This is a genomic window from Niallia endozanthoxylica (assembly GCF_008710145.1).
In the GTDB taxonomy this organism is placed as follows: Bacteria; Bacillota; Bacilli; order Bacillales; family Cytobacillaceae; genus Bacillus_BD; species Bacillus_BD endozanthoxylica.
In genome coordinates this window covers 697,532-720,893 of the sequence record NZ_VYKL01000015.1, presented here as the reverse complement: position 1 = coordinate 720,893, position 23,362 = coordinate 697,532, and the positions used below count along the sequence as shown (strand labels likewise).

General features: G+C 35.6%; 26 protein-coding genes. 20 read left to right on the top strand and 6 right to left on the bottom strand.

Going from position 1 to position 23,362, the window contains the following annotated elements; translation table 11 throughout:
• Positions 1 to 102: 102 nt before the first annotated feature.
• Positions 103 to 1,416, top strand: coding sequence for a DEAD/DEAH box helicase (locus F4V44_RS10720; protein WP_150439979.1), 1,314 nt, complete (start codon positions 103 to 105; stop codon positions 1,414 to 1,416).
• A gap of 19 nt (positions 1,417 to 1,435) precedes the next feature.
• Positions 1,436 to 2,332, top strand: coding sequence for a deoxyribonuclease IV (locus F4V44_RS10715; RefSeq protein ID WP_150439978.1), 897 nt, complete (start codon positions 1,436 to 1,438; stop codon positions 2,330 to 2,332).
• A gap of 57 nt (positions 2,333 to 2,389) precedes the next feature.
• Here F4V44_RS10715 and F4V44_RS10710 read toward each other — a convergent pair whose 3' ends face one another.
• A complete protein-coding gene (locus F4V44_RS10710) occupies positions 2,390 to 2,644 on the bottom strand; it encodes a DUF2624 domain-containing protein (protein WP_150439977.1) in 255 nt (84 codons plus the stop codon).
• A 147-nt stretch (positions 2,645 to 2,791) separates the two neighbouring features.
• Here F4V44_RS10710 and F4V44_RS10705 point away from each other — a divergent pair, with 147 nt between their 5' ends.
• The 4 genes from F4V44_RS10705 (at position 2,792) to F4V44_RS10690 (ending at position 5,455) form a co-directional block, all read left to right on the top strand.
• A complete protein-coding gene (locus F4V44_RS10705; protein WP_150439976.1) occupies positions 2,792 to 3,595 on the top strand; it encodes a metal ABC transporter ATP-binding protein in 804 nt (267 codons plus the stop codon).
• A complete protein-coding gene (locus F4V44_RS10700) occupies positions 3,592 to 4,434 on the top strand; it encodes a metal ABC transporter permease (protein WP_150439975.1) in 843 nt (280 codons plus the stop codon). Before F4V44_RS10705 ends, F4V44_RS10700 begins: the two co-directional genes overlap by 4 nt.
• 14 nt (positions 4,435 to 4,448) lie before the next feature.
• Entirely contained in the window at positions 4,449 to 4,859 is a 411-nt protein-coding gene (locus F4V44_RS10695; protein ID WP_150439974.1) for a Fur family transcriptional regulator, read from the top strand.
• 212 nt (positions 4,860 to 5,071) lie between these two features.
• Positions 5,072 to 5,455: a DUF308 domain-containing protein gene (locus F4V44_RS10690; RefSeq protein ID WP_150439973.1), complete on the top strand. Its 384-nt coding sequence runs from the start codon at positions 5,072 to 5,074 to the stop codon at positions 5,453 to 5,455.
• 82 nt (positions 5,456 to 5,537) lie between these two features.
• Here the strand turns inward: F4V44_RS10690 and ispG are convergent, their stop codons facing one another.
• Both ispG and F4V44_RS10680 read right to left on the bottom strand, forming a co-directional pair.
• Positions 5,538 to 6,632 (bottom strand): flavodoxin-dependent (E)-4-hydroxy-3-methylbut-2-enyl-diphosphate synthase, encoded by a 1,095-nt coding sequence (ispG, locus tag F4V44_RS10685; protein WP_191090637.1) that lies wholly within the window; start codon positions 6,630 to 6,632, stop codon positions 5,538 to 5,540.
• A gap of 231 nt (positions 6,633 to 6,863) precedes the next feature.
• On the bottom strand, positions 6,864 to 7,211 hold the full coding sequence (locus F4V44_RS10680) for a serpin family protein (RefSeq protein WP_150439971.1): 348 nt from the start codon (positions 7,209 to 7,211) through the stop codon (positions 6,864 to 6,866).
• A gap of 171 nt (positions 7,212 to 7,382) precedes the next feature.
• On the opposite strand from F4V44_RS10680, the gene F4V44_RS10675 reads away from it, so the two are divergent.
• The 4 genes from F4V44_RS10675 (at position 7,383) to F4V44_RS10660 (ending at position 12,681) form a co-directional block, all read left to right on the top strand.
• Positions 7,383 to 9,122, top strand: a complete 1,740-nt coding sequence (locus F4V44_RS10675; protein WP_223881850.1) for a methyl-accepting chemotaxis protein — start codon at positions 7,383 to 7,385, stop codon at positions 9,120 to 9,122.
• An 81-nt stretch (positions 9,123 to 9,203) separates the two neighbouring features.
• Entirely contained in the window at positions 9,204 to 9,878 is a 675-nt protein-coding gene (locus F4V44_RS10670; protein ID WP_150439970.1) for a GntR family transcriptional regulator, read from the top strand.
• 575 nt (positions 9,879 to 10,453) lie between these two features.
• On the top strand, positions 10,454 to 11,899 hold the full coding sequence (locus F4V44_RS10665; RefSeq protein ID WP_150439969.1) for a hypothetical protein: 1,446 nt from the start codon (positions 10,454 to 10,456) through the stop codon (positions 11,897 to 11,899).
• 92 nt (positions 11,900 to 11,991) lie between these two features.
• A complete protein-coding gene (locus tag F4V44_RS10660) occupies positions 11,992 to 12,681 on the top strand; it encodes an NAD(P)-binding domain-containing protein (RefSeq protein WP_150439968.1) in 690 nt (229 codons plus the stop codon).
• 108 nt (positions 12,682 to 12,789) lie between these two features.
• Here F4V44_RS10660 and F4V44_RS10655 read toward each other — a convergent pair whose 3' ends face one another.
• Together F4V44_RS10655 and F4V44_RS10650 are read right to left on the bottom strand one after the other, a co-directional pair.
• The gene (locus F4V44_RS10655; RefSeq protein ID WP_150439967.1) at positions 12,790 to 14,169 is read right to left on the bottom strand and encodes a hypothetical protein; all 1,380 of its coding nucleotides are present in this window, start codon (positions 14,167 to 14,169) and stop codon (positions 12,790 to 12,792) included.
• Between the two features lie 391 nt (positions 14,170 to 14,560).
• A complete protein-coding gene (locus F4V44_RS10650; protein WP_150439966.1) occupies positions 14,561 to 14,896 on the bottom strand; it encodes a hypothetical protein in 336 nt (111 codons plus the stop codon).
• A gap of 262 nt (positions 14,897 to 15,158) precedes the next feature.
• Between F4V44_RS10650 and F4V44_RS10645 the strand changes: the two genes are divergently transcribed.
• From F4V44_RS10645 to F4V44_RS10605, 9 genes are all read left to right on the top strand, one after another.
• The gene (locus F4V44_RS10645; RefSeq protein WP_150439965.1) at positions 15,159 to 15,488 is read left to right on the top strand and encodes a 2Fe-2S iron-sulfur cluster-binding protein; all 330 of its coding nucleotides are present in this window, start codon (positions 15,159 to 15,161) and stop codon (positions 15,486 to 15,488) included.
• Between the two features lie 94 nt (positions 15,489 to 15,582).
• A complete protein-coding gene (locus F4V44_RS10640) occupies positions 15,583 to 16,353 on the top strand; it encodes a creatininase family protein (protein WP_150439964.1) in 771 nt (256 codons plus the stop codon).
• Between the two features lie 235 nt (positions 16,354 to 16,588).
• A complete protein-coding gene (locus F4V44_RS10635; RefSeq protein WP_150439963.1) occupies positions 16,589 to 17,320 on the top strand; it encodes a TenA family transcriptional regulator in 732 nt (243 codons plus the stop codon).
• A gap of 138 nt (positions 17,321 to 17,458) precedes the next feature.
• Positions 17,459 to 18,922 (top strand): aldehyde dehydrogenase family protein, encoded by a 1,464-nt coding sequence (locus F4V44_RS10630; RefSeq protein ID WP_150439962.1) that lies wholly within the window; start codon positions 17,459 to 17,461, stop codon positions 18,920 to 18,922.
• Between the two features lie 28 nt (positions 18,923 to 18,950).
• Complete coding sequence (locus tag F4V44_RS10625) at positions 18,951 to 19,430, top strand: GlcG/HbpS family heme-binding protein (RefSeq protein ID WP_150439961.1); 480 nt, start codon at positions 18,951 to 18,953, stop codon at positions 19,428 to 19,430.
• 103 nt (positions 19,431 to 19,533) lie between these two features.
• Entirely contained in the window at positions 19,534 to 20,127 is a 594-nt protein-coding gene (locus F4V44_RS10620) for a chromate transporter (protein ID WP_150439960.1), read from the top strand.
• Entirely contained in the window at positions 20,124 to 20,660 is a 537-nt protein-coding gene (locus F4V44_RS10615; protein ID WP_150439959.1) for a chromate transporter, read from the top strand. The genes F4V44_RS10620 and F4V44_RS10615 overlap by 4 nt, the downstream gene beginning before the upstream one ends.
• 31 nt (positions 20,661 to 20,691) lie before the next feature.
• Positions 20,692 to 21,372: a GntR family transcriptional regulator gene (locus F4V44_RS10610; RefSeq protein ID WP_150439958.1), complete on the top strand. Its 681-nt coding sequence runs from the start codon at positions 20,692 to 20,694 to the stop codon at positions 21,370 to 21,372.
• Between the two features lie 67 nt (positions 21,373 to 21,439).
• The gene (locus F4V44_RS10605; protein WP_150439957.1) at positions 21,440 to 21,790 is read left to right on the top strand and encodes a 2Fe-2S iron-sulfur cluster-binding protein; all 351 of its coding nucleotides are present in this window, start codon (positions 21,440 to 21,442) and stop codon (positions 21,788 to 21,790) included.
• Positions 21,791 to 21,926: 136 nt separating this feature from the next.
• Here F4V44_RS10605 and F4V44_RS10600 read toward each other — a convergent pair whose 3' ends face one another.
• Positions 21,927 to 22,691: a DUF1189 domain-containing protein gene (locus tag F4V44_RS10600; protein WP_150439956.1), complete on the bottom strand. Its 765-nt coding sequence runs from the start codon at positions 22,689 to 22,691 to the stop codon at positions 21,927 to 21,929.
• Between the two features lie 149 nt (positions 22,692 to 22,840).
• On the opposite strand from F4V44_RS10600, the gene F4V44_RS10595 reads away from it, so the two are divergent.
• Positions 22,841 to 23,320: a DUF456 domain-containing protein gene (locus F4V44_RS10595; protein WP_150439955.1), complete on the top strand. Its 480-nt coding sequence runs from the start codon at positions 22,841 to 22,843 to the stop codon at positions 23,318 to 23,320.
• The last annotated feature ends 42 nt before the right edge of the window (positions 23,321 to 23,362 follow it).

The window sequence follows — 23,362 nt, the reverse complement described above, 5'->3', positions numbered from 1 at the left end:
CGAAATTGATTATAATATGATGATGGTTATAATAGGCTATTTTAACAGCATTTTGGCAATACTGAATGATGTATAGCCCTTAATTTAAAGGAGTTTAATTAAATGAACGAGACAAAATTTGAGCGTTTCAATTTGAAACCATTTATTATAGAAGCTGTAAAAGAACTTGGCTTTTATGAGCCGACTGAAATTCAAGAGCGAATTATCCCAACGGTATTAAAACGAGAAAGTGCGATTGGTCAATCTCAAACGGGAACAGGTAAGACACATGCATATGTACTTCCGGTTATTCACAGTATTGATCCAACACGTCAAGAGGTTCAGGCTATTTTTACAGCACCTACAAGAGAGTTGGCCTCGCAAATCTACCAGGAAACGTTAAAAATTGTTCAGCATTGTCCACAGGGGCAAGAAATATCCGTACGTTTGTTTATTGGCGGTACAGATAAGCAGAGAACCATAGAAAAGTTAAAGACACAGCCGCAAATTGTGATAGGGACACCAGGCAGGATCAGTGACTTAGTAAAGGAACAAGCATTAGTTGTCCATTCTGCATCCATGCTCGTGATTGATGAAGCAGATATTATGCTTGATATGGGATTTCTCGTGGATGTCGATTATATTGCTGCACGGATGCCGCAGAATCTGCAAATGCTTATTTTCTCTGCAACGATTCCGGAAAAGTTAAAGCCATTTATGAAGAAATATTTGGAGAATCCGAAATATATCCATATCGAACCAAAACAGGTAACTGCTGCGAAAATCGAGCATTATTTGTTGCCGTCAAAACATCGTAACAAGCTTGTATTAGTTCATCAGGCATTACTTCATTTTAATCCGTATTTAGCAATTGTTTTTACAAATACAAAGAAAAAAGCAGATGAGGTTGCAGATGGATTAATGGCCAAGGGTTTAAAAGTAGGACGAATACACGGTGATTTATCACCGCGTGAGCGAAAAAAAATGATGAAGCAAATTGTTGATTTAGAGTTTCAATACATCGTTGCAACCGATTTAGCTGCGCGCGGGATTGATATTCAAGGAATCAGCCATGTGATTAACTATGAACTCCCATCAGACCTTGATTTTTATATCCATAGAGTAGGAAGAACTGCTCGTGCCGGTTATTCCGGTGTGGCTTTAACCATTTACGAGGATTCCAATGAAGATGCGTTAAACCGTTTAGAAAAAATGGGTATTGAATTTAAAAATGTCGATTTTCAAAATAAAGAATGGGTTGAATTAGAAGATAGGAACAAACGAAAGAATCGAAAAAAACAAGTAGATGAGATAGACTTAAAAGCAAAGTCTCTTTTCCAAAAACCGAAAAAAGTAAAGCCAGGCTATAAAAAGAAAATACAACATGAAACGGAAAACTTTAAAAAGAGACAAAAAAGATTGCAAAAGAAAAAGTAAAAACAAGGGGAGAGAATGGATGTTAAAAATTGGTTCTCATGTATCAATGAGTGGAAAGAAAATGTTGTTGGCAGCAAGCGAAGAAGCTGTCTCATATGGTTCAAATACATTCATGATTTACACGGGTGCTCCGCAAAATACAAGAAGAAAGAAAATAGAAGATTTAAATATTGAAGCGGGAAGAAAACATATGGAGGAAAACGGCATACATGAAATTATTGTCCATGCTCCGTATATTATTAATATTGGCAATGCAGTTAACCCAGATACCTTTGAACTTGGTGTGAACTTCCTGAGGACTGAGATTGAACGTACCGAGGCAATTGGGGCTGGTCAAATCGTGCTTCACCCGGGTGCCCATGTTAAAGAAGGGGCAGAAGTGGGGATTAAGAAAATTATTGAAGGATTGAATGAAGTGTTAACGGGTAATGAAAAGCTTCAGATTGCTCTTGAAACCATGGCTGGAAAAGGTTCTGAGTGCGGACGATCCTTTGAAGAGTTAGCAATGATTATTGATGGCGTAACACATAATGATAAGTTATCCATTTGTTTTGATACATGTCACACTCATGATGCTGGCTATAACCTTGTTGAGGATTTTGATGGTGTATTGAATGATTTTGATCATATCATCGGAATTGACCGGTTAAAGGTGCTTCATATTAATGACAGTAAAAATGTACAGGGTGCGAGAAAAGACCGTCATGAAAATATAGGTTTTGGACATATCGGATTTAATGCGTTAAATTATGTTGTTCATCATCCTCAATTAACAGAAGTACCTAAAATTCTCGAAACTCCATTTGTCGGTGAAGATAAAGATAATAAGAAGCCGCCGTATAGACATGAAATTGCTATGTTGAGAAACAAAACCTTTAATGAACATTTACTCCGTGATATTGTAAACGAAGCATAATAATCATAGTAAGAGGCCAGGCACAATAAAAAGATTCATTCATGTGCCTGGTCTGATTTACTTCATAAGCTCTAAAAGAAGCCGATTGACCTCTTTTGCTGTTTCTACGCCTGCTGTTCTTGCGATTTCCTTAATTAGTACGGCTCTTTCTCTATCATCAAATATATTCACTTGTTTGCCTCTTAGATATTTGGCAATGTGTGACGCCTGTGATTCAGTTATTGAAATTTTAAATATATTAGCATAGCGCAATAATTCCTCTGGTGTTATTGTATTAATTTTATGATTGATGATGTTAGCGAATATCCTCATGTCATCACTCCTCCATTCATAAAATATGAAAATGGAGTATGAAGAGTGACTCTGAATACGCTTTGTGCGAGGAAGATTCCATCTTTACTTTTTTACGCAGTTCTTGTATACTCTAAATCGGAATGATTTCGGAATTCGGGTGATGTAATGGATAAGGAATTTATTATTAGGATAAGCGGACTATCATACCGCTATGAAAAGGAATATGTATTAGAAAATATAAATCTTTCCGTTGAAAAAGGTTCTTTTCTTGGAATTGTTGGACCAAATGGTTCCGGAAAATCAACCTTGTTAAAGCTCATTCTTGGGCTTATAAAAACGCAACAGGGAGAGATCAAATTGTTCGACAAGGAGATCGGTCGGTTTAAAGAATGGGAGCGGATAGGGTTTGTTTCACAAAAAGCAAACTCATTTAATACAGGTTTTCCTGCAACCGTATATGAAGTAGTTAAAAGCGGATTAACGAAAAAAATTGGCTTATTTCATTATATGAAAAAGGAAGATCAGACCACCGTTTTAGAAGCAATTGATTCCGTTGGACTTCTTCCCTTTCTAAAACGCAATATAGGCGAGTTGTCAGGCGGACAGCAGCAGCGGGTATTTATAGCTAGATCACTTGTAAGCAGGCCGGAGCTATTGATTCTTGATGAACCCACTGTCGGCGTTGATGCTCAAAATGTACGTTCCTTTTATGAAATGCTTGGTGATTTAAATAAAAGGCTTGGCATTACGTTAATGCTGGTCACGCATGATATCGGAACGATAACGGATAAAGTGACACATGTAGCTTGTTTAAACAAACATCTTCATTTTCATGGAAATACACATGAATTTGAAGAACAGAATAAAAATGGATTGGCTGCATTCTATGGTTATGATCTCCATTTATTATCCCATGACCATGCTCACAGTCATGAGCATGAACATATTCATGGAGGGAAATTTTCATGATTGCCGAAATGTTTCAATATGAGTTTTTACAAAATGCATTTTTAACGGGAGCCATTATAGGAATTATTGCACCGTTAATTGGGGTATTTGTTGTCGTTAGAAGGCTCTCATTAATTGCTGATGCACTAAGTCATGTGACGCTTGCAGGTATAGCTGCAAGTCTTTTAATTGAAAAGAAGTTTTTGGTTGCAGGATCTTTGAGCCCGATTTATATGGGAATGCTGTTTTCTGTTGCGGGCTCTTTGTTTATTGAAAAGCTTCGGAATGTTTATAAGCATTATCAGGAATTGGCTATACCGATTATTCTTTCAGGGGGTATTGGGTTAAGTGTTATTTTTATTTCACTAGCGGATGGATTTAATACGGATCTTTTCAGCTATTTATTTGGAAGTGTTTCAGCAGTAAGCAGAGCTGATTTGTGGCTGATTGTAATCATAAGCATATTTGTTATTGCTATTATTTTCTTATTATATAAAGAATTATTTTTAATTTCATTTGATGAGGAGCATGCAAAAGCTTCTGGTTTACCAACAAAGGGTCTTCATTTACTGTTCATTGTCATGGTTGCTCTCGTGATAGCAGCTTCCATGAGAGTGGTTGGAATTCTGCTTGTGTCAGCACTCATGACACTGCCTGTTGCAGCGGCCATTCGTCTTGCAAAAGGTTTTAAACAGACGATAGTTTATTCCATTCTGTTCGGCGAAACATCCGTTTTAGGAGGATTATTCATTTCCTATTATCTTGATTTGGCACCAGGCGGAACAATAGTAATGATTTCGATTCTTATTTTAGTTTTTTCTATATTAGTAAAAAGATGGATTGTGCAAAGTACGGTATAAAGGGGTGAAGCGGGATGAATGTTGATCAAGCAATGATATTATTGAAGGAAAAGGGTTATAAGCATACAGGGAAAAGAGAGGAAATGCTCCAGTTATTTGCTGACCATAATAAATATTTAACAGCAAAGGATGTATTAGATAAACTTAAAGACCAATATCCGGGATTAAGCTTCGATACCATTTACCGAAATTTATCACTATTTGTCGAACTCGGAATTGTCGAAATGACAGAGCTGTCAGGAGAAAAGCATTTTCGGCTTACTTGTTCACATCACCAGCATCATCATCATTTTATTTGTCTGGATTGTGGAAAAACAAAGGAAATTGAGACCTGTCCCATGAACATTCTTACAGATAACTTAAGAGGGTATGATATTTCAGGTCATAAATTTGAAATTTATGGCCGTTGTCCAGATTGTTTATAGCTAATAAAAAAAGCAGGTATTACATGTTTTGTGATGCTTGCTTTTTTTGTAGGAAAAATCCATTGAAGTTAAACATTGTTATAGTGAAAAGCTTTGTATTGGTACACAATAGTAATGTCTTATCAATGAAACCTTTTTAAAGGGATCCTGAGATAAGGCGTCCAAAAGCTTAATCTTGGACATACAAGTCATGTAGAGAGCGGGGGATCATAGTGGCAGATCTAGACCCAAAAGATGTAGAGAAAAATCAATTTCAAAAAGAACAAAATGACGGCCAGATATATGGTGTAGATAATTTTGGAACAAAAGATTATCGTGAAGAAACGGCAGCTGAAATTGCTGCTCCGGCACCAATAAGGCTAAATCAGGGTACAAATGAGAAGAATGAGACAAGAGCAGAAGGCGGTACAGGAATTGGTTTGGCTGCAATTGCTCTTTCAATCTTATCGTTGTTCGTATTTCCGGTTCTATTTGGAGCTGCAGGTATTGTTCTTGGTTTCATTGCTCGTGCTAGAGGAGCAAAAACAGGTACTTGGGCTATTACCATTGGGGCAATTTCTCTTATTCTCGGTATGTTCATCCTCCCGTTTTTTTGATAAGCGGCTAGCACTAGAAATTGAATCACAAAAGAAGAAGCCTTGTACAATCTGTACGAGGCTTCTTTTTTGTAATCCAGACTTATATTTTCTGCTCTTCAGCTTGTTTGGCGAAGTATTCTTCTGCGATTTGGTCGATTTCTTTTTTTAATTCATCTACAAGGTCAGCTTCTGGAACCTTGCGGACAATTTCTCCTTTTCGGAATAAGAGTCCTTCACCGCGTGCACCGGCAATCCCGATATCAGCTTCACGCGCTTCTCCAGGTCCGTTAACGGCACAACCAAGCACGGCAACCTTAATCGGTGCTTTAATTTTTTGGATGTAATCTTCTACTTCATTAGCAATACTGATTAAATCAATTTCAATTCTCCCGCAAGTAGGACAAGAAATAAGTGTTGCGGCATTTGAAGAAAGACCAAATACTTTTAACAATTCCCTGGCAACCTTTACTTCTTCGACAGGATCTGCACTTAATGAAATACGAAGTGTATTTCCAATCCCTTTGCTCAAAATGGCACCTAACCCGGCTGCACTTTTGATCGTACCAGCGAATAAGGTTCCAGATTCAGTAATGCCAAGATGCAGCGGATAGTCAAAGGCTTTAGAAGCTTTTTCATATGCTTCAATAGCTAACGGAACATCAGAGGCTTTCATGGATACGATAATATCATGAAAGTCTAAATCCTCGAGAATTTTAATATGATGGAGTGCACTTTCAACCATGCCATCTGCAGTAGGATAGCCGTATTTATCTAAAATTCTTTTTTCTAATGAACCTGCGTTTACTCCGATTCGAATCGGGATTCCTTTTGCTTTAGCTGCATTAACGACGGCTTCAACCTTTTCACGTTTACCAATATTACCGGGGTTGATACGAATTTTGTCTGCGCCGCCTTCTATGGCCTTTAAGGCAAGCTTATAGTCAAAGTGAATATCTACTACTAATGGGATATTAATTCGCTTTTTAATTTCCGAAATCGCATTTGCAGCTCTTTCATCAGGGCAGGCTACCCGTACAATTTGACAGCCTGCTTCTTCAAGCTGATGGATTTGGGCAACTGTTGCTTCCACATCATGTGTCTTCGTTGTTGTCATACTTTGAATAAATAATTCATTACTTCCGCCGATTGTTAAATTTCCGACTTTTACAGGCCGGGTTTTCGTACGATGTATGATTTCACTCAATGGTGATTCGCTCCTTTAGTGTTCAATGTTCATTCCTCTACTATAATACATAGTGGTTATGAATGTAGATAAGAATTTGAAAATAAAAAGGTGGGGTATTTCAGAAAAGTATTACCTCCACTCATCATTTTACAGGACTTTATTTATTGTAGCAATGAACATACGAACTTGACAAGAAAGTTGATAAGTTGATATATAGAATCCTGCCAAAATATGCTTTAATTAGCGTTCTTTAGGATAATTTGGGAATTTATATACCTTCCCTTGCTGAATTTCCTGCGGGGAAATCCCATCATTTAACTCTTCAAAATCGGTAACTACTTCAGTTATAGGAACAGAAATGGAATGATTAAGATGTTCCTCTAAAATAGATAAAACAGTGTCACCTGCTTTGATTTTTTTTTCAAAATAAGGACGCTCAATTGATTTAGTCGATTGTGAATCTGTGGTCGTTTTGGAAACAGCTGTTTCTTTTGTCATACTAGCAGGAAGAGTACCTTGGCTTAAGTCATAATAGACAACGTATAAGATAATAAGGGTAATCACTACTCCGACTAAACGCTTCAACATTTCTTCCTCCAGATCTTTTTTAGTTCCATTTATATGCATGTCTGCTATCTAGTAGAACGTAAGGATGCATTAGAAAAAATACTTAAATTAATAAAATCATTACTAACCCTTTACAGAAATTTAACAGTATTTTGTGATAATGAGAAAAAAGAACTAGAAAGAGGTTATTTTGTGCGTAACAACAAGAGAAGTTTACTTAAATTTATTAGGATTCCGATAAACATTAGATTATTATACGATAACATATCATCTAAATTTACATTACAGGCCAGATTGTTATTGGTTTTTTTAATCTTATTAATGGCTACTGTTTCAACCGTTTCATACAAATCATATGTAAAATCAAAAGAAACAACGATCTATTTGATGGAAGAACGTTTGGAAAAAGAAGTAATGACTGTATATGATTTGGCACAAAACTTAATGCTCTTATATGTAGGTGATAAGGAAAAGTTTTATTCAGAAATGAACAGGATGATAAAAAAACATGGAGCTAGCCTTGCTAAGGATGGACTGCATGGTGATTATTTTCTCATTACTGACAAAGGTGCAGAACCTTTCTTAATTAGCCGCAATACCTCTATTAAATTTGACAAAGTAACGCTTGATTTAATTAATAGCAATAAAGATGGAATTATTCACGAAAATGTAAATGGAGAGATGTATTCTATTTCGTTTAAGGAAGTACAAGAACTAAAAGGAATATATACAATCGCTATCCCCCAAAAACAATATTTACAAAATGTGGATGAAATGGCACGAGATATTATAATGGTTTCAATTATCAGTTTAATTGTGTCTTCTATTATTATTATCATATTAGTACGGGGCTTAACTCGTCCACTTTCCAACTTGCGGGAAGAGATGAAAAAGGTGAGAGAAGGAAACTTGGACATACAAGTTGAAACGAAGACAACAACACCTGAGATTACTTCACTTGTTAAAAGTTTTAATAGCATGATAACTCAGATGCAGGGATTGTTAGTTAATATAGCTTCGACAACAAATGATTTAACAAAAACGGGTGAAAAACTTAAAGTGACATCTCGCGAAGTAATGGAAGAAAATGAGCAATTATTATCGGCGATTCGTATAGTAAAGGCAGGGGCAGAACAAACGGCAGGAAGTTCAGAGGATAGTATTAATAAATTTCAGAACATGAAAGAATCAACTAATCAAATATGTGACAGCATGGATATGATTATTCAAAAAGCAGTACATATGAATAAAAGTGCAATGGATGGGGACCGGAATATTGGTGAAATGGTACGTACAATTGAAGGTTTTACATTAGAGTTTAAAGAGGTTTCAGAAACCGTAAGATCTGTCAAGGTTCATTCTCAATCGATTGCTAGTATTGTTACTATAATTGAGCAGATAGCAGAGCAAACAAAACTATTAGCGCTTAACGCTGCTATTGAGGCTGCAAGAGCTGGTGAAGCAGGAAAAGGATTTGCTGTAGTAGCTCATGAAGTTAGAAAATTAGCTGACCAATCATCTTTAGCTACTAAAGAAATTTCAAAAACAATTCAGACAATGGAAGTTATTGCTGTTAAAGCTGCAGATGATTTTGGTGAAATGTTAAATCATTTCGAATTAAAACTTATTACTGTAGAAGAAAGTAGAAAATCTTTTGATATTTTAATGAGAGAAATTAAAGATGTCAGTGAAATGATAGAAAATAGTCAAAAACAGCTTTCTTTATTAAATGAGACGCTTCCAATCATGGAGGCTGCTACAGAAAATTTTGTTTCTATTTCTCAACAGACATATGCAAGCTCAGAGCATATGCTGAATGCTTCAGAGTTGCAGCGAGTTAAAGTCAGAATGAACCAAGAAGAAGGAAATAGACTAATAGAGTTGTCAGATTTATTAAAAAGACTAACAAAGGAATTCCAGTATAAAAGTTAAGTAAGATGTTTATTATATTGATTTTTCAGGGACATGTAAGCTATACTTTTTATATGTATATAACTGGAAGAGGGGAGACAATTGGCAAACAATTGGTCGGAGGAAAATCTAATCTCGATACGGGAAAGAGCTTACTTGCACCTGAAAGACCTTATTCTTGAAGGGGAATTAAAAACAGGAGACCGGTTAGTTGAAAGAGAATTGGCGGAGAAATTAAATATTAGCCGGACACCTATTCGGGAAGCTTTGTTTCGATTAGAATCACTTGGTTTTGTGAAAACAGTTCCTCGAAAAGGTGTAATTGTGGCAGATATTACCGAGAAGGAAATACTTGAGGTCTTTACCATTCTTTCTTCTTTAGAGGTTTTAGCAGCGAAGTTAGCTGTACAAAAATTAGATGAAGATACAAAAAAGAGAATTCAAGCCAGTATTGAAAAAGTGGAAAACTATTTAAAGGATCCTAATAGTTCAGATTATTCCTCTTTACATAGTGAATTAAATGATTTATTATATCGTTCTGCTAAGAATTCCAAACTATTTGATATGTTAAGCGGATTATCAGATTATATTCGAGCATTTGCTAAGACAGGTTATAGAAATGAAGGCAGACCTGAGCAGTCGATGAAGGAACATATAGAAATCATGAAGGCAATTATCAATCAAGAAACAGAAATGGCAGAATATCTCACGAAAATTCATATTGAAAATTCAAAGAAAGCGTATATTGACGCAATTAATCATGATAAAAATGATTAGACAAAATAAAAAAGAAGAGCATATCAGCTCTTCTTTTTTATTTTGTCTGGACCATACGTTGGGTATAAAATGTCGAAATGTAAATAAATATGTTTTATTAGTGTAGAAAAATATATGTAAGGAAATCTTACGTAAAAGTATACGGAGTATTCCTAATTATTATATAATTAAAGCAATTAATTAAGCATTACAACTCCTATTATAAAAGAATAGAGTATAAGAATCACCTGAAGGGAGAGGTGATTCTTATTACAATAAAATAAAAAATTCAATTAAAATAATAGTATCAAATATTAAACATTTAAATAATTTACAATTATTAAAATATTTAATTTATAAAATTTTCTAAATTGTTGCACAATATATAGGATTAATGATATATTAATTTTACGTCTATGTAGAAAAAGGAGGAAAACGAATGCTTAATATAGTATCCTGAATTAATTTTATTTATTGGGGGGTGGGGGACCTTTTTAAGAAATAACTCTAGTTATATACGGTATACCAAATACTAAATACAAAATATGGTATTCAGTATTATTGAAAGTCTATAATAGGGTAGATGGAGGGAATATATGGAACTAACATTAGCGCATTGGTTGTATGTAGTGGTCACAGTTTCTGTTATTGTGACAATGCTTTTAAGAAAAGGCGTTGTAATGCCAACACTCATTGGAACTTTTATTGTTGCTGCTACATATAATGGCAGTATTATTTCAGGCTTTCAAGCAGTTTTTAATGCGAATCTAGTAGCAGCTAAAGAGCTATTTAATATATTCCTGATTATCTCAATCATGATTGCGCTGCTTAACTCATTAAAAGATTTAGGAGCAGACAATAAAATGGTAGCTCCTTTACAAAAAATAATGGTGAATGGGCATGTATCTTATATTATTTTAATGGCTGTAACCTATATTATTTCCCTCTTTTTCTGGCCAACGCCAGCTGTACCGTTAGTCTGTGCATTATTAGTTCCGGCAGCAGTAAAAGCAGGATTACCTGTCATGACTGCAGCAATGGTTGTTTGTATCTCTGGTCAAGGGATGGCGCTTTCATCTGATTATATTATGCAGGTAGCTCCAATGATTAGTGCAAAAGCTGCAGGTATTGAAACGGCTGCTGTATCCGATAAAGTATTAATTCTTTCATTAATTACAGGTTTTAGTGCACTTGCAATCGTATACTTAAAAGAACGTAAATCAATAAAATCTACCTCAAATGTAGAAAACAATGTATCTACAGAAGGACAAGCCTTTTTAAATGCTGCTAATGAAATGGCTGCGGCGGCAGAAGAAAACCCTAAACTGACTCAAACCAATCAAAAATGGGGCAGCCTATTTGCTGTACTTGTTCCATTATCAATGCTAGCTATTATGATTTTTATGTTCCAGGCTAAAGTTAGTGGCGGTTCAAGCTTAGAAGGTGGTAATGGTGCTGCCTTAATAGGCGGTGTTGCAGTGATTCTATTAATATTGGCTACCATTGCATTTAACCGCTTACATGCTTTTGAAAAAATTAGTGAACATTTGACAGAAGGATTTTTGTTCTCGTTCAGAGCAATGGCACCTGTCATCCCAATTGCTGGTTATTTCTTTATGGGAAGTTCAGACTTTTCTCCAGCTATTCTTTCCTTAGGTGAAAATGCACCTGTACCTGGATTTCTTTTTGATTTAATTCAGGCAGGACAGGATTATATTCCACAAAGTCCATTTGTTGCTGGATTTGGGATATTAATTATTGGATTAATTACTGGTATTGACGGATCAGGATTTGCAGGTCTTCCTTTGACTGGTGCTTTATCTGGTGCGTTAGCTAATGGAGGAATTGATGCTGCAACCCTTGCAGCTATTGGTCAAATGGGGTCTGTATGGTCAGGTGGAGGTACTATTATTGCTTGGTCATCGCTTGTCGCCATTGCAGGCTTCTTGCAAATATCTCCAATGGAGCTAGCAAGGAAAAACTTTATGCCCGTTATTGTGGGACTTAGTATTGCAACACTAGTCGCTATTTTAATTTGGTAAAAAACAGGGATATTCCCTGTTTTTTATCATGTTCAAGCCAGTTTGTGTGAAAATGGATAAAGTTGATCAATATTATTAAAGGAAGTGAAGGTATGCAGCAGACTAAAGTGGGATTAGTAGGAATTGGGAGATTAGGCACAGCTCTGGTGAAACAGTGGAATCAAAATAAAAAAGCAATTGGAGTGTATCATCCGGATGCAGCTAAGCTGGATCAATTTAGCCGTTCATATGAAAATAGTTATCCAATCACTAAAAGTGAACTTGATAAGTTGGATGTACTTATTCTAGCTCTTTCTGCAAAGGATATTATTCCTTTTATTTCTTCTCTCCTGGCAGAAAATATATCATTGAAGAGTACACAAATCGTAAATTTAGCGACTGCTTTATTTACAGCAGACATAAGGCAACAGTTTCCTCTATTAAATATTTATGGTGTTAAATATATGGGTCACTCAAGGGATCTTCTTGAAAATGGCGATGGACTTTTTATTACTGAAACAAATCTTCCTAAACAAATTGAGGATTACTTTGAGTGCATTGGAAACATAATACTCGATTCTGAGGAACGTCTAATAGAAGTGAATAAATTAGCCACCTACTACGGCGCAAAAGCAGCAATTGAATTGGAGTCAGCGTTTAGGGAGAAAGGCTTATCCCCTGATTATGCTGCAAGAGCCCTAACATCCATTACATCTGAAGTCATTCGCTCTTACAGTAATGGAACTCTTGGACATTTTGCTAAGGAGGTTGTAAAGGAATTACAAGGCATGAAAGTAGAATGAATATGTAATTGGTATCATTAATGAAAAACCCGGATAAAAATGAATTCATTTTATCCGGGTTTTTCATTTTGCTATTAATAGATAGGTGTCTTTTTAAGTTAAGAACAATCAGATAAGCATTTCTAAAATAATTAAATAGACCATCGCTAAGCCTACATACAGCCCTGTAAAAGCAAGATTCCAATTGGATACTTTAAATGAACTTTCCTTAATAATATTGGACATGAGTCCAATGGTCGCATTGTAAGGCCCCACTAAGAAGGAGGTTACTGCTCCTGTTAACATGGCCACGGTTAGTACATAAGGAGAAATACCAAGAACAGTTGGATTTAATGCACCGGCCATTAAGGAAAGACTAACCGCTGGGTGAAGCCCGACAAAGGCAAGACCTAAGGGAATCAATGGCAGCAAAATTAAAAAGAATTCTGCGCCCATAACATTTATCAAATGAATCGTCTGCTTATTAATAAATTCATTTGAATGGGAAACTTGTATGGTTGAAATTAAAAATCCTGCTGATAAGAAAATAAAGAATTGATCTTTCATACTAACTGTAAAGGATTTAAAATGCTCAATCAGCTGGACAAAAAAATCATTGCCTTTCCTTAGTAACAACGCCCAGATAAACGAAAATGGAATCACTAATAAAGAGACTAGAATGATAAAGGAATAGTCAAAATATGTTTCTAAAGTCGATATGACAATGATGAAAAGGACGATAGCCAGTAAAATCTGCAGTACTCTATAGGGAGAATCGAGAGCGCTGCTTTCCTTCGCTGCTGCAAATTCAGAGGCTGATACTGCCGGTTGGTCTTCAATTTTCGTGGTTGATTTTTGTCTTCCTAAAAACCAATCTAATAATAGTCCCATGACACTTAACGGTAAAACATATGGAAGAATAGAAAGCCAGCTTACCCCCGTCATTCCCACTACAATACCTACAATTGGAGTTACTGGTGCCCACAATAACGGCATAGCAAATCCTCGTGTAATGGCCCGGCTTAAAAAGCGGTTTTCTTGTTTAATTGGAAAGCTGTCCAATGCCGGTCTAATTGAAAAGTAAGTCATTGGCAAAGTAGCAAGATTCATAAAGATGCTAAAAAAATAGGATATTCCCGATGTCAGCATATATAATTTGCCGGTAGTTTTAACCTTTTTATGAATAACCGTCTTTATACTTTCACTGTACTCACCTAATTTTATGGGAATTCCCAATATTGGTACTAACGAGAAGAGTGTTAGTAAATCAAGCATGGGACCAAATGAAGCGATATAATCTTTCCAGTCTGTACCGCTAGTCCAGAGCAATAATAATCCGATTGATAAAAAAATGCTTCCTAATACCCTTACAAAACGTTTAACTATTCCAATCGTACAAATGACAATTATTAGACAAAGAATGGAAATGTAAGGGTCGATACCTAGGTCGGGTAATAAAGTTGATAGTAAGTATAGAAGAATAGCGGATAAGAAGAGAAATCTTAACATGACATCACCATAACCTTTTCATTATAGATTCAGTTGTTTTCCTGGTATACCAAAGTTGAAAATATTGAGGATTTTATAATAAATTTACAATAAATTTTGGTATTTGGTATACAATTTAATAAAAGCGTTGTATAATTAAGTTGTAAGAAATATTAAAGAATTTCTGGAGGGAAGAATGATGTTTAACTTTTTATTTGGTTCTCCTAAAGCGGCTGCAAAGTCTGAGAAAAAGTTAGCAATCCTTAGAAAATTATTAAAGTTTTAACATATATACCTATTATAACCGTCAATCATGTATGACGGTTTATTTTTTTAGCGTCTCCCATCTTCTTAACAAAATATTAATCCCGGAGAAATATGTATTCTCTCCGGGATTAATATTAAGTAATCATCATACAGAAGCATTTTCAGATTTGACTAATTTAGAATGCTGAGAATCCTCACTATTACCAGATGCTTTTACAATTTCATTTAATTCCTCACGTGCCTCCTCAATGGTTGGGAACGTTTCAAAAAACTTCACATGGATGTTGTTTACATATTCTTTTCCATCATATTTTTCATATAATTTAATTTTTGCATTGTCATCAACAATCTTTGCAATCGTATAAGTAGCTTTCAGACTGTCGAAAAAATAAAATTGATAGGATTCAATTATTTCTAAAGCATCATTCTCCAGTACCGTTTGAAAAGTGTCTTTGTTTGTAAAGACAGAATATTTTTCCATAAATCCATCACTCCTTTAAATGATTAATTGTACGTTAGCCCCTCATTAAAATTGTTAACAGGTAATATACATTTTTCATTTTGGAATACTGTATACCAAAATGTCTATTTCTAGTTTATATGATGATAAATAAATATTCAACATAATTTTCTAAATTTTTAAATAACAATACAAAAATGTTGTTTTTGCTTTTCTGCTAAAGTTCTTGTATAATTAACTTAGTTTTCAAAAAACTTAGAAAATATTGCGAAGGGGCGATTGTATGCCAAAGGTAACTCTTCATGTAGATGGAACAATTGTTGAAAAAGAAGTGAAAGATAATGCTAATCTAGTAGTTTTAGCCGGAACCCTCCAGTTTCCAGAAATAAAATATGGTTGTGGAATGGGAAGATGTACGAAATGTATATGCCAGGTTATTGACGGAGCTGATGGGGTGACACCACCTAATTGGAAGGAAGAAAAGATGCTTGGCGACAAATTAAATGAAGGCTATCGTTTAACATGTCAAATGACAGTGCAGAAGGATATTGAAATTTCTCAGGATAATATTAAAATTGATCCTCCGAAGAAGAAATTATCTCCAACTATTTAATCAATTATTTTAAGGTATACAAAATACCTTGAAATAAATTAATAGTAAGATAAAAAATAAGGTTTAATGAATAAGAGAAAAAGCAGGTGATGAAATGGCATGTTATGATTTAACAGCTATGACGTGGGAAGAAGTAAAGGAATCATTACGAGATGTTAAGTTTGCAATTATCCCGATTGGTGCACATGAACAGCATGGTCCTCATATGGTTGAAAGCTGTGATGCCGTATTGGCTGAAAGAATGGCGAAAAAACTGGGAGAAAAAATGTATCCATATGCACTTGTTACACCAACGATTAATATGGGAGTTTCACAGCATCATTTAAATTTCCCTGGTACTATTTCGCTTCAGCCTACTACGCTGATTGCCATTCTTAAGGATGTGATTTCATCTTTAAAACATCATGGAATTGAAAAGTTTTTACTATTAAATTCTCATGGCGGAAATCAACCGACATTAAATGTTGCATCATTGATGCTGTCAAATGAATTGAATGTCGAAGTATATTATGCAAAAACAACTGCATCTGCCAAGAATGCAATTGGCAGACTTGTTGAATCAAAACTATTTGGACATAGCTGTGAACGTGAAGTTTCAGAAGCTTTATATTTAGCCCCTGAACTCGTTCGCAAGGATAAAATTGTAAAAGGTGCTATCCAGGAAGAAGGCCGATGGAAGCAGCTAAGACCAGGAAAGGCAATCCAAGGGTACTATGCCTATGAGGAAATGACAGAAAATGGCTGCATTGGTGATGCTACAAAAGCGAGCTTGGAAATAGGGGAACAAATTGTAGAAGAAGCATTGGATAATCTATCGAGGGAACTCTATACATTATTAAACATTGAAGCTGTTGTCTATAAATAAATGCTTTTGAAACAATAATTAAAATTTTTAAAAAATTTAGAAAACACTATTTACAAATTAAAAAATATAGTTTAATATCTACTTAACGGTATACCAAATACCAAGAAATAAAAGAATAATAGATTAGGATAAACAACTTGATCATCTTTTATTTTTAAAGGTTTTGGTATACAAAATATCAAATACCAACTTATATCAACTCATAATTTTGGTAAACATTAAGGAGGAAATTATAATGACTGAATTATTATCAAAAGATGAATTTCGTAAAGAATTAGAGGAAGCGATTAAAGGAAATCACAGCCAAAAGGCTCCATTCACAGTGGCTTGGGCTGAAGGGAAATTAGAAAGAAAGCACTTTGCTAGATGGGCTGAAAACCACTATCACTATGTAGGACCTTTCGCAAACTACTTAGCATATATCTATCACAATACTCCAGATATTCCTGAGTATGAGTCAGCAAAAGACTTCACATTACAAAATATGTATGAAGAAGAAATCGCTGCAGACCGTCATACAGATCTATTAATCCGTTTTGCTGAGGCATGTGGCACAACTCGTGAACGAGTTCAAGATCCTAAAAACATGGCTGCTACAACACTAGGTCTTCAAAGCTGGTGCTACTCAGTTGCAGCACGTGAACACTTTGTTGTAGCAACTGCAGCGCTAGTAGTAGGATTAGAATCTCAAGTACCAGATATCTACCGTAAGCAAACTCCAGCATTACGTGAGCAATACGGATTTACAGATGAAGAAATCGAATTCTTTGACCTTCACATCGTATCAGACGAAATCCATGGTGAGCGCGGTTATAAGATTGTTCTTGATCATGCGAATACTCCAGAATTACAACAACGTTGTATTGAAATTGTACGTGTAGGTGCAAACATGAGAAGAATGTACATGGATGGTCTATATAGAGAATACTTAGAACAAGATCTTGGTAATTTAGTAGAAAATAAATAATTAAAGTAATGACTAAAGAGGGGGATTCATGCCTTCCCCTTCTGGGCCGTCAAATATAATCTTCTAACCGAGATTCTACATGACGGCCCATTTTTATAAATAAAGCTATGTGATAATAAATAAGGAATAGGTGATAGAGTGCTTACAACAAAAGTAGAAACATTCAGCAACTATATTAATGGTGAATGGACAGAATCTGTAAGTCAAAAAACATTTACCAATATTAATCCGGCTAATAAGGAAGAGATTGTTGGAATTTTTCAAGCCTCTAATGAAGAAGATGTAAAGCAAGCGATTGATGCAGCTGTTGAAGCATTTCCGAGCTGGGCGGCTACTTCTCCATCAAAAAGGGCAGCCATCTTGAATAAAGCAGCAGATATCCTTGAAGGAAATGCTGATGCTCTTGCTGAAGAATTGACTCGAGAAGAAGGAAAGCATGTTTCAGATGCTAAGAATGAAGTCATTCGTTCAGCGCAAACACTACGGTTTTACGCAGTTGAAGGGCAAACCTTTACTGGAGAAACCTTTCCAAATGATGATCCAAATATGAAAGTTTCAACTGAGCGTGAACCACTTGGAGTTATAAGTGTAATTACTCCTTGGAATTTTCCTATTTCGATTCCTTCTCGTAAGATTGCTCCTGCATTAATTACAGGTAATACTGTTGTATTTAAACCTTCATCAGATACCCCTCTAATAGCTGTACGTCTTGTTGAGGCATTACATAATGCAGGTGTTCCAAAAGGCGTTATTAATCTAGTAACAGGGAAAGCTTCTGATGTAGGAGATTTGTTAGTGACGCATCCAGCGATTAAAGCTCTAACATTTACAGGATCAACAGGAGCGGGTGAAGATATTCATCAAAAATCATCTTTTACAACTAGATTACAAATGGAATTAGGCGGTAAAAACCCTATTATTGTTATGGATGATGCAGATGTAGAGCAGGCTGCTACATTGACTGTTAATGGCGGTTTCTCTTTAACAGGTCAGGCTTGTACTGGAACGAGCCGTGTCATTGTCATGAAGGAAGTAAAAGATGCATATGTTGAGAAATTAATTGAAAAAACAAAAGCTTTAAAAGTAGGCAATGGCTTTGAAAACGGTGTAAAGATTGGTCCATTAGCAAATGAAAAGCAGTTGAAGAATGTTTTGAACTATATTGAAATTGGTAAAGAGGACGGTGCAACACTTGTATATGGTGGTGAGCAGCTGACAGGCGGGGAGTATGACAAAGGATATTTTGTTCAACCAGCCATTTTTACAGATGTTCGTCCTAGTATGAGAATTGCAAAAGAAGAGATTTTTGGTCCTGTCATTGCCATTATTGAAGTAAATTCTTATGAAGAAGCAATTGAGATTGCTAATGATGTAGAATATGGCTTATCTGCTTCTATCATTACAAATAACCTAAAAACTGCTCATCAGTTTACAAAGGATATTCAGGCTGGAACGGTTAAAGTGAACCGTACGACCACTGGAAACTTAATGAATGCACCATTTGGCGGAGTTAAAAAATCAAGTACTTCAACTTTCCGTGAATCTGGCAGAGTTGGTTTGGAATTTTTCACTCAAGTAAAAACAGTCTATGTTGGCTACTAATTAACAAAAGGGATAGAGGAGATTACACATGAAGACATCTTTAAAATTAGAATTAGAAGAAGCAAAAGTAATGATTGAAGCTGCGAAGCAGAAATCTGAAGAAATCAATGTATTAGAAACAATTGCTATTGTTGACGATGGCGGGTATGTGATTGCGTTAGAAAGAATGAATGGAGCTCGTATCACAGGTCCAGAAATTGCGATTGCGAAAGCTTTTACTGCTGCAGGTCACAAACGCTCCACACATTTATTTAATAAAGAGCCAAATGGTCCTGCATTGCCTGGTAATGAAGCATTTGGTATTCAGCATATGCTTGACGGAAAATTTGCGATTTTCGTTGGCGGTTTCCCAATCGTAGTAAACGGTGAAGTCGTTGGAGGAGTCGGTATAAGCGGCGGTAATGGGGAACAGGATACTGCAGTAGGTACTGCTGCCCTAAAAGCTTTGCAAGATTTAGTGGCAGACAAAGGTTATGAAGTGATTACTGATGCAGATATAAAGAAATAAGAATAGCTAGGACCTCATTCATTCTATCTGCAATGGTGAAATGAGGTCCTTATTAAATAGCTAACTAAATAATAGTTACTTTTTAGAAAAGAGGAGATTGAGGTTGAATCCTTATGTTGAATTATCTATTGGATTTGCCCGCACAGGTTTAACCGGATTTGGAGGAGGACCTTCAACCATTCCATTAATAGAATATGAGGTTGTAAAAAAATACAAATGGATGACAGAAGAAGAATTTGGTGATGTGTTGGCGCTCGCAAATACGTTGCCGGGTCCAATTGCAACGAAAATGGCTGCATATATTGGTTATAAAGTAAAAGGAAGTCTAGGGGCAACTGTTGCTATTCTTGCCCATATTCTGCCATCAATTATTGCTTTGATTGGATTGCTAGGAGTGCTATATGCCTATCGTCATTCACCAATTGTCGGTGGTATGGTTCTAGGTGTTACTCCTGTTATCGGCTTTATGTTAGCAGAAATGGCTTACGGTTTTTATAAAAAAGGTCATAAGGGTTTAGGGTTGTCAAAAATGATTATCTTTACGGTTATTTCCTTTGTCACCATGCAAATCATCGGGCTTCATCCAGGAATCTTAATTGCTGCTTTCTTACTTTCTGCATTCTTCATTGCAAGAAGGAAGAAAAAGGCTGCAAAGACTGCCGAAGTCATTATTGAGAGAAAGGAAAAAAGCTTATGATGTATTGGGATTTGTTTTGGGCATTTTTTGTAGCAAATTTATTAGGATATGGCGGCGGTCCTGCAACCATACCGTTAATTCAAAATGAAGTAGTAAATAATTATAACTGGATGACATTATCAGAATTTGGAGATCTGTTAGCCATTGCAAATGCTTTACCTGGACCAATCGCAACAAAGCTTGCCGGTTTTATTGGATTTGAAATAGGAGGAGTTCTAGGTGCAACTATTGCGCTTGCAGGAACGATTTTGCCTTCAGCAATTGCTGTCATAATACTTTTTAAGTTTGTTGATTTATTTAAAGATTCAGCAGAAGTAAAGCTGATGACAAAAGCAGTTCAGCCGATTATTGCCGTACTTCTTGCAGTGATGGCCTATCAATTCTTTTTAACATTCTTTGAAGGCAGCGGAATTATACATCTTATTTTATTAACTGTGCTTAGCTTTTTAACATTGAGCAAGTGGAAGATCCATCCTTCTTTAGTTATTATCGGGGCTCTAGTGTATGGTGGAATATTTCTACAAGTTGCCTGATGCATAACAATGATAATAAGGGGGGGAGTGAATGGAAATACAATGGAAGGAAAACAACCTTCTTTCAGTTCGAGAACACGCCTATTTGTATCTGAAGGATTTAATTCTTGAAGGGACATACAAAGCGGGAGATAGACTAATTGAAAGAGAGCTTGCATCCAAATTAAACATTAGCCGTACCCCCATTAGGGAAGCATTGTTTCGATTAGAATCCCAAGGGTATGTAAAAACGGTTCCAAGAAAAGGTGTCGTTGTATCTAATATTTCCGAAGAGCAAGTGATTGAGGTTTTTACCATCTTATCTTCTTTAGAAGTGCTAGCTGTGAAGTTAGCAGCACAGCGCATGGACAAAAAAACCGAAAAGATATTAGATTTAAAAATTCAAGAATTATTGGAAATTGAAGAAAAGAACGAAGATAATTTTAATCTTGAACATATCCAAATGAACCATCTTATTAATAAAGCTTCAAAAAGTCCAAAATTATATGAAATCTTGTCTGGGCTGATTGACTATATTCATATGTCTGCAAATATGGGTTATGAGACTCCAGGCAGAAGAAAAGAATCTTTAAAAGAACATATCAACATCATGACAGCATTACGAAATCAAGAAGTTGAAATGGCAGAATATCTTATGAAGATTCATATTGAAAATTCAAAAAGAGCCTATACCAGCTACATGAGTAACTTAAAAGAAAGATTAAAAAAATAGTCTGATAGCAAGAAGCTAATTTTCTTTAAATAAAAAAATAGATTTGTTATATGGGAGGAAAAACATTATGCCAAAAATTCACTTTCTTACAAGCGAAAAAACAATTGAAGTACCTGAAAATTCCAGTGTTTTAAGAATGTCCCTTCGCTATGACGGAGATTTGCCAAATCGATGTGGTGGAGGAATTTGCGGCAATTGTGTATGTAAAATTGAAGAAGGTGCTGAGTTTTTAGATAATGTTAAGGTGCAGGAAAGAAGAAAATTAGGAGATGAACTGCTAGAACAGGGCTATCGTTTAGGCTGTCAAACATTTGTAACAAATGGAGATATTAAAATTTCTTGGGATGAGGAAATAAGAAAAACGGTTATAAAAAGAAAACCGGATAAATTAATCGCGAAGGTCCCAGCAGGAGAGTAAAGAAGAATCTTTGCTGTCAATGCTAAAGGGGGAATTTATATCAGTTGTTTTAGTATCCAAAATATGATACAGCTAAAAAAAGAACTTCATCCTAGACATAAACTAGGATGAAGTTCTTTTTTTGTAGTTTTATTTTTTAATTTTCAGATTGAATTTCCTTAATGGAAAGCATCAACATGATAATAGCGACAAACCAATGGATGAAAAAACCGCTTGGAACAATCGTTTGTAAGCTGTCCATAATCGTAAAGAAGATGGTAGGTAAGGTTATACTATAGGCTGATAATCGAAACAAATGATTGTATTTGATGTTTTTTCCGGCTAAGTTTTTTAAGGCAAGTCCAAATAGAGCCAAAGCGGTAATTTCAATAAATTTTATGGCAGCCGAAAAAAGGTAAATGACGGTTACTGTAATAGGAATCATTACAGGTAGTATAGAATCTAACGTATTAATCATTGAGATGAGATCCTCATTGGTAATTCTGGTATCACCGAGCATGGAATACGGAAATGATTGTGTTTGACCTGTGATTGTATACGATAATTCATTTTTTAAGAAAAAGATTGTGTTATTAGATTGCGATACATCAGCTTGATTAAGAGTCCCCGTACTGTCGAAAATGATTGTCAAATCCCCATTATTAATGGTAATAGGTGCATTTCCCTCCATTGTTAGTTCACCCTGTTCAATTTGAAAAGGAGGGATATCACTTTGGACGGTATCTTCAATCGCGTGTAAACCTGCCATCATCGAAGTGCTAAAGTAATAAACGCTGGGCAGAACAGAAAGAAGGGTAAGAAAAAATACATATAAAATGGTTTTGCCAATCCCTTGTTGGCGAAAGGAAGCAATATCTTTTGGTGAGTAGAGACTCACAATCAGTTGTTTAAATATATTCATTTTGGCACACCCCTGTAAAAATTCACTTCCTATTGTAACCTTCTCTATTAGAATTGTACAATTTAATGAAAAAGTGGAAAAATAGTGAGATCAAAACGTGTCTTTAATCGTATAAAATGAGGAAGAATCTTATTTTCAGGAGGATGTAAATGGATTATGTATATTGGGGATTGATTGTCCTCTTATTTATTGTAGCATTTGTCGGGCTGATTTATCCCGTCATACCTAGTGTTTTATTCATATTTGCAGGTATACTATTGTATGGTTTTTTGTTTTCGTTTGAAGCTTTTAATTGGATTTTCTGGCTGATACAAGGCTTATTTGTCTTGTTGCTTTTTGGAGCAGATTATGTTGCCAATATGGTTGGAGTAAAAAAATTTGGCGGTTCAAAAGCAGGTGTGTGGGGGAGCACGATTGGTTTGTTAGTAGGTCCCTTTATCATTCCGTTTCTCGGAATCATTCTTGGTCCGTTCATTGGGGCTATTATTGCTGAATTGATTGTCCATAAGACGAACTGGAAAGAAGCTGTGAAGATAGGGTTTGGATCTGTAATTGGTTTTATTAGCAGTGTGGTGACTAAAGGAATCATCCAGATTGTAATGATTCTCTACTTTATATGGGTGATTTAACAAAAGTCAAAGAACGAGGGTGCAGTTAACGCCCTCGTTCTT

Coding starts and splice junctions, on each gene's coding strand:
- F4V44_RS10715 (WP_150439978.1), top strand. CDS start 1,436: ATGTTAAAAATTGGTTCTCATGTATCAATGAGTGGAAAGAAAATGTTG.
- F4V44_RS10705 (WP_150439976.1), top strand. CDS start 2,792: ATGGATAAGGAATTTATTATTAGGATAAGCGGACTATCATACCGCTAT.
- F4V44_RS10700 (WP_150439975.1), top strand. CDS start 3,592: ATGATTGCCGAAATGTTTCAATATGAGTTTTTACAAAATGCATTTTTA.
- F4V44_RS10625 (WP_150439961.1), top strand. CDS start 18,951: ATGAAGACATCTTTAAAATTAGAATTAGAAGAAGCAAAAGTAATGATT.
- F4V44_RS10600 (WP_150439956.1), bottom strand. CDS start 22,691: ATGAATATATTTAAACAACTGATTGTGAGTCTCTACTCACCAAAAGAT.
- F4V44_RS10605 (WP_150439957.1), top strand. CDS start 21,440: ATGCCAAAAATTCACTTTCTTACAAGCGAAAAAACAATTGAAGTACCT.
- F4V44_RS10595 (WP_150439955.1), top strand. CDS start 22,841: ATGGATTATGTATATTGGGGATTGATTGTCCTCTTATTTATTGTAGCA.
- F4V44_RS10660 (WP_150439968.1), top strand. CDS start 11,992: ATGCAGCAGACTAAAGTGGGATTAGTAGGAATTGGGAGATTAGGCACA.
- F4V44_RS10615 (WP_150439959.1), top strand. CDS start 20,124: ATGATGTATTGGGATTTGTTTTGGGCATTTTTTGTAGCAAATTTATTA.
- F4V44_RS10650 (WP_150439966.1), bottom strand. CDS start 14,896: ATGGAAAAATATTCTGTCTTTACAAACAAAGACACTTTTCAAACGGTA.
- F4V44_RS10710 (WP_150439977.1), bottom strand. CDS start 2,644: ATGAGGATATTCGCTAACATCATCAATCATAAAATTAATACAATAACA.
- F4V44_RS10665 (WP_150439969.1), top strand. CDS start 10,454: ATGGAACTAACATTAGCGCATTGGTTGTATGTAGTGGTCACAGTTTCT.
- F4V44_RS10655 (WP_150439967.1), bottom strand. CDS start 14,169: ATGTTAAGATTTCTCTTCTTATCCGCTATTCTTCTATACTTACTATCA.
- F4V44_RS10695 (WP_150439974.1), top strand. CDS start 4,449: ATGAATGTTGATCAAGCAATGATATTATTGAAGGAAAAGGGTTATAAG.
- F4V44_RS10640 (WP_150439964.1), top strand. CDS start 15,583: ATGGCATGTTATGATTTAACAGCTATGACGTGGGAAGAAGTAAAGGAA.
- F4V44_RS10680 (WP_150439971.1), bottom strand. CDS start 7,211: ATGTTGAAGCGTTTAGTCGGAGTAGTGATTACCCTTATTATCTTATAC.
- F4V44_RS10645 (WP_150439965.1), top strand. CDS start 15,159: ATGCCAAAGGTAACTCTTCATGTAGATGGAACAATTGTTGAAAAAGAA.
- F4V44_RS10720 (WP_150439979.1), top strand. CDS start 103: ATGAACGAGACAAAATTTGAGCGTTTCAATTTGAAACCATTTATTATA.
- F4V44_RS10635 (WP_150439963.1), top strand. CDS start 16,589: ATGACTGAATTATTATCAAAAGATGAATTTCGTAAAGAATTAGAGGAA.
- F4V44_RS10610 (WP_150439958.1), top strand. CDS start 20,692: ATGGAAATACAATGGAAGGAAAACAACCTTCTTTCAGTTCGAGAACAC.